A 4,126-nucleotide genomic window follows, 5' to 3' on the forward strand; every position below is an offset into this window, starting at 1 on the left:
CGCGACGGGATGGAGCACCGCCTGGGCCACCGCGCCGGCGGCCGCGGTCGCCGGCGTCGAGCAGGGGTACGCGGGCTTCACGATCCGCAACGTCGTGCACACCACGATCGGCGGGGCCACCGTACGGGTGCACCTGTCGAACCGCTTCGGCACCCAGCCCGTGCTGATGGGGCACGTCACCGTCGCCCTGTCCGCGCACACCGGCGGCCGCCGCGACGGGACCATCGACCGCAGCGACGGTACGGCGCAGCCCGGCACCCTGCGCGACGTCCTGTTCCACGGCCGCGGCTCGATCACCATCCCGGCCCGCGCCGAAGTGGTCAGCGACCCGGTGCCGCTGCGGGTCGCCGCCGACCGCGACCTGCTGGTCACCACGTGGACGCCGCAGCCCTCCGGCACGGTCACCTACCACCCGGCCGCGATGCAGGACTCGTTCTTCACCCGGGGCCCGGCCGACCACGCCGGGGATGAGGCCGCCGCCGCGTTCACCGAGACCACCCGGGTCTGGCACTACGTGAACGGGGTCGACGTGCGGGGCGGTCCGGGCACGGTGGTCGCTCTCGGCGACTCCATCACCGACGGCGTCACCTCCACCTGGGGTGCGAACCGGCGCTGGACCGACTACCTGGCCGCTCGGCTGGCCGGCAGCCCGGTGCCGGACTACGGCGTGGCCAACTCCGGCATCAGCGGCAACCGCATCCTGCTGGACAGCAACGCGCCGAACTACACCATCTACAGCAGCTTCGGCCCCAGCGCGCTGACCCGGCTCGACTACGACGTGCTGGAACGGGCCGGGGCCCGCTCGGTCATCGTCTTCGAGGGCATCAACGACATCCAGCAGACCCCGCACCAGGACGACCCGGAGGAGATCATCGCCGGGCTGGCCCAGATCGCGGCCCAGGCGCACGACCGCGGGCTGCGGGTCGTCGGCGCCACGATCATGGCCTGGAAGGGCTGGGGATCCTGGACCCCCGAGCTGGAGAAGACCCGGGTCGCGGTGAACGAGTGGATCCGCGCCGGCGGCGACGGCACCCTGGACGGGCTGGCCGACTTCGACGCGGCCACCCGGGACCCGGCCGACCCCGAGCAGCTGCTGCCCGCGTTCGACAGCGGCGACCACCTGCACCCCAACGACGCCGGGGACAAGGCGATGGCCGCCGTCGTGCCGCTGGCCCGGCTCTGAACTGACCCGGCTCCGGGCTGATCAGCTGATCCAGGCCGCCACGAGCACGGCGGCCAGCGCCAGGCCCAGCGCGGCCTGGATCAGCAGCCCGGGACCGAAGTGCGACCACAACGTCGGGATCCGCGGGGTCAGCGGCTGCATCGTGGTCAAATTCAGGACCTGCTCCAGCTTCACCGGCAGATCCGGATCCTTCTGCGCCCGGGTCCGCAACTGCACGAGGTCGCCGCGGTGCAACGCCGACTGCGGCAGCTGACCGTGCATCTCCACCTCGTACGTCTGGCCCAGGTCGTCGCGCAGCCGTACCGGGGTGACCAGGTATTCCGGGCCCTTCTTGAGGTCCTTGAACTTGCGCCGCGCGCCTCCGCCGCCGCTGCGCAGCAGGGCGAGGAGCAGCGCGCCGAGCGCCTGGGTGATGGTGGCCGCGACGAAGACGGCGACCAGCAGCGGCTGGGCGACCTTGACCTCGCGGGTGTAGGAGGGCCGGAATCCGAGGAACCGGCCGGTGATGACGGGACCGGCGTGCCGGAGGATCCGCTCGCGGTAGAGCTCGGTGTCGTCCATGGGGATATCTCCTGGGATGGGGAGATGCATGTCCCTCAATCGTACGGAGAGCTACCTGTACGACACAGTGAGTGAATTTCGGATCATGGTTCACTGGCGGCTGATCTTTCGTTTGGCGCGGATCCCACCGGGCATCTCCCAGTCCCGCTTGCCCATTAGGACGTGCCGCATGAAGATGCCCTCTGCCCGCGGACCGGTTTCGGCCGCCGTCATCGACGCCCTCGCGCGCTCGCCGTACGACTTCACCCTCGACCCGGGCGAGGTCGGCCACGAGGACCTGCACCTGACGCTCTTCGTGCTCTACGAGCTGCACTACCGCGGCTGGGACGGCGTCGACGACCAGTGGGAATGGCACCCCGGGCTGCTGGCGCTGCGCGCCCGCCTGGAGGCCCGCTTCGAGACCGACCTGCGCGAGCTCGTCGGCGACCCGGTGCCGGCCGACGACGTGCCCCGCACGCTCATCGCCCTGACCTCCGACAACAGCGGCCCGTCGCTGTCCGGCTACCTGCGCGGCCGGGCGACCCTGGAACAGTTCAAGGAATTCGCCACCCACCGCTCGATCTACCACCTGCGCGAGGCCGACCCGCACACCTTCGCGATCCCCCGGCTGGGCGGCAAGGCCAAGGCCGCACTCATCGAGATCCAGATCGACGAGTACGGCGGAGGCGTCGCCGACCGCATGCACCAGGAGATGTTCCGCAGCACGATGACCGCGCTCGGCCTCGACACCGAGTACGGCGCGTACGTGGACGTGGTGCCGGCCGCGACCCTGGCCAACAACAACCTCATGTCACTGTTCGGGCTGCACCGCCGGTGGCGCGGGGCGCTGCTGGGCCACCTGGCCGCGTACGAGATGACCTCGACCGGCCCGAACCGCGCGTACGGCAACGGCCTGCGCCGGCTGGGCGGCGACGCGGACGGCACCCGCTTCTACGACGAGCACGTGGAGGCGGACGCGGTGCACGAGCAGATCGCCGCGTACGACATGTGCGGCTCGTTCTGCCAGGCCGAACCGGAATCGGCGGGCGACGTGCTCTTCGGCGCCCGGTGCGTGCTCAAGCTGGAAGAGAAGTGGGCGGAACACATCCTCGAGCGCTGGGCGGCAGGGGAGACCTCCCTGCGCGGCTGAACGGTCAGGCGTCGCCGGAGGTGCCGCGCGGGGCGGCACTCTCGCGGCCGACGCCGGCCCGGAAGCCGATGGCCTTGTGCGTGCCGTCGCAGAACGGCTTGATCGCGGACTTCCCGCAACGGCAGAGCGCGACGGTGCCACGGCCGGGATCGATGACCTCACCGTCGGGGGTGCTGAGCGTGAAGTTGCCCCGCAGCAGCAGCGGCCCGTCCTCGTACGGGATCACGGTCGCGCCGCGATCATCCACCGATCCAGTCATGGCGGGGGAGATGCCCCGGGGCGCCCGCCCGAAACACCGCAGACCACGAGGCTGTCCGCCGTCCGTCTACCGATTGGCCGAAACGGTCACGGCGCGGTCCAGGACACGGTGAACTTGGAACTGAACGCCTGTCGCGGGCGATCTACGGGGGTGGGACAGCATGGCGCTGATCGGCATGAAGTACGTGAATCCTGACAGTGTGCTCGCGCGTACGGCGTGGGAGATGGTCCAGACCCACGCGGGCGGCCTGGGCCCGCACGAGGGCATGACCGTCTGCCCGGTCTGCGGCGAACCCCTGCCCTGCACGGCAGGCCGCGCGGCGGCGGAGGTCGTGGCGGCGGCCGGCCTGGCCGAATCGTCCGGCCTGGTCGAAGCGGCCCGGCAACAGGGCCGGGAATCGGGATCACCGCTGGGTCTGAGCAGTACGGCGGAGCGTCCGGCGCCCGCGGTGGGGGTGGCGCACCCGCCGATGGCGTTCGCTCCGCCGGAGGAATCGCTGCCGGAACCGGCCTACCGCCCGTTTGATGCTGCTCGCCCGCAGCCAGTCACTGAAGCCGGCGGGTCTGCTGCGCCAGGATCCGGGCCGAAGCCGTCCGGAAACACGCCGTCCGGACTTACTCCGCCCGGTCCCGAGGCGTTCGGCTCGGCCTCGGCGGCCAGGTCCGCTGCCGGGTCGGCCTACTCGCAGGCTCCCTCGGAGCAGTCGGCTTCCGACGAGTCGTCTGCTGGTCGGGCAACGTTCGGCCAAGCTTCAACTGGGCAGTCCGCCTTGGGCGATCCGGCGGCCGGCCGTTCGGAGCAGGGCCGCGACGGCGATCCCAGCGGCCTGGGCGCCGGCCGTCCGGGTGCTGATCGCGCGGACATCGATCGTCCCGAGGCCGGGCGCTCGGAGGCTGGGCGTTCGGAGGCTGGGCGTCTGGAGGCTGGGCGCTCGGAGGCTGGGCTCTCGGAGGCCGGGCGCTCGGAGGCTGGGCGCTCGGAGGCTGGGCGCTCG

Annotated in this window: 4 protein-coding genes and 1 pseudogene; 3 read left to right on the forward strand and 2 right to left on the reverse strand. The window is 71.7% G+C overall.

The features are described 5' to 3' along the window. A partial coding sequence (locus AB0C29_RS36685) for an SGNH/GDSL hydrolase family protein (protein WP_360830389.1) occupies window positions 1-1,183 on the forward strand: 1,183 nt, incomplete at its 5' end. A gap of 21 nt (window positions 1,184-1,204) precedes the next feature. Here the strand turns inward: AB0C29_RS36685 and AB0C29_RS36690 are convergent. Further along, complete coding sequence (locus AB0C29_RS36690) at window positions 1,205-1,744, reverse strand: hypothetical protein (RefSeq protein WP_360830392.1); 540 nt, start codon at window positions 1,742-1,744, stop codon at window positions 1,205-1,207. A 169-nt stretch (window positions 1,745-1,913) separates the two neighbouring features. On the opposite strand from AB0C29_RS36690, the gene AB0C29_RS36695 reads away from it, so the two are divergent. Then, on the forward strand, window positions 1,914-2,873 hold the full coding sequence (locus tag AB0C29_RS36695) for an iron-containing redox enzyme family protein (protein WP_360830395.1): 960 nt from the start codon (window positions 1,914-1,916) through the stop codon (window positions 2,871-2,873). A gap of 4 nt (window positions 2,874-2,877) precedes the next feature. Here the strand turns inward: AB0C29_RS36695 and AB0C29_RS36700 are convergent, their stop codons facing one another. After that, window positions 2,878-3,132, reverse strand: coding sequence for a CDGSH iron-sulfur domain-containing protein (locus tag AB0C29_RS36700; protein WP_360830398.1), 255 nt, complete (start codon window positions 3,130-3,132; stop codon window positions 2,878-2,880). A 160-nt stretch (window positions 3,133-3,292) separates the two neighbouring features. Between AB0C29_RS36700 and AB0C29_RS36705 the strand changes: the two are divergent. Further along, a pseudogene (locus AB0C29_RS36705) lies at window positions 3,293-4,126 on the forward strand (hypothetical protein); the annotation flags it as partial.

It is taken from the genome of Actinoplanes sp. NPDC048791, assembly GCF_040650095.1.
In the GTDB taxonomy this organism is placed as follows: domain Bacteria; phylum Actinomycetota; class Actinomycetes; order Mycobacteriales; family Micromonosporaceae; genus Actinoplanes.

Excerpts from the sequence above, each read along its gene's own strand:
- AB0C29_RS36690 (WP_360830392.1), bottom strand. The coding sequence starts at position 1,744 with ATGGACGACACCGAGCTCTACCGCGAGCGGATCCTCCGGCACGCCGGT.
- AB0C29_RS36695 (WP_360830395.1), top strand. The coding sequence starts at position 1,914 with ATGAAGATGCCCTCTGCCCGCGGACCGGTTTCGGCCGCCGTCATCGAC.
- AB0C29_RS36700 (WP_360830398.1), bottom strand. The coding sequence starts at position 3,132 with ATGACTGGATCGGTGGATGATCGCGGCGCGACCGTGATCCCGTACGAG.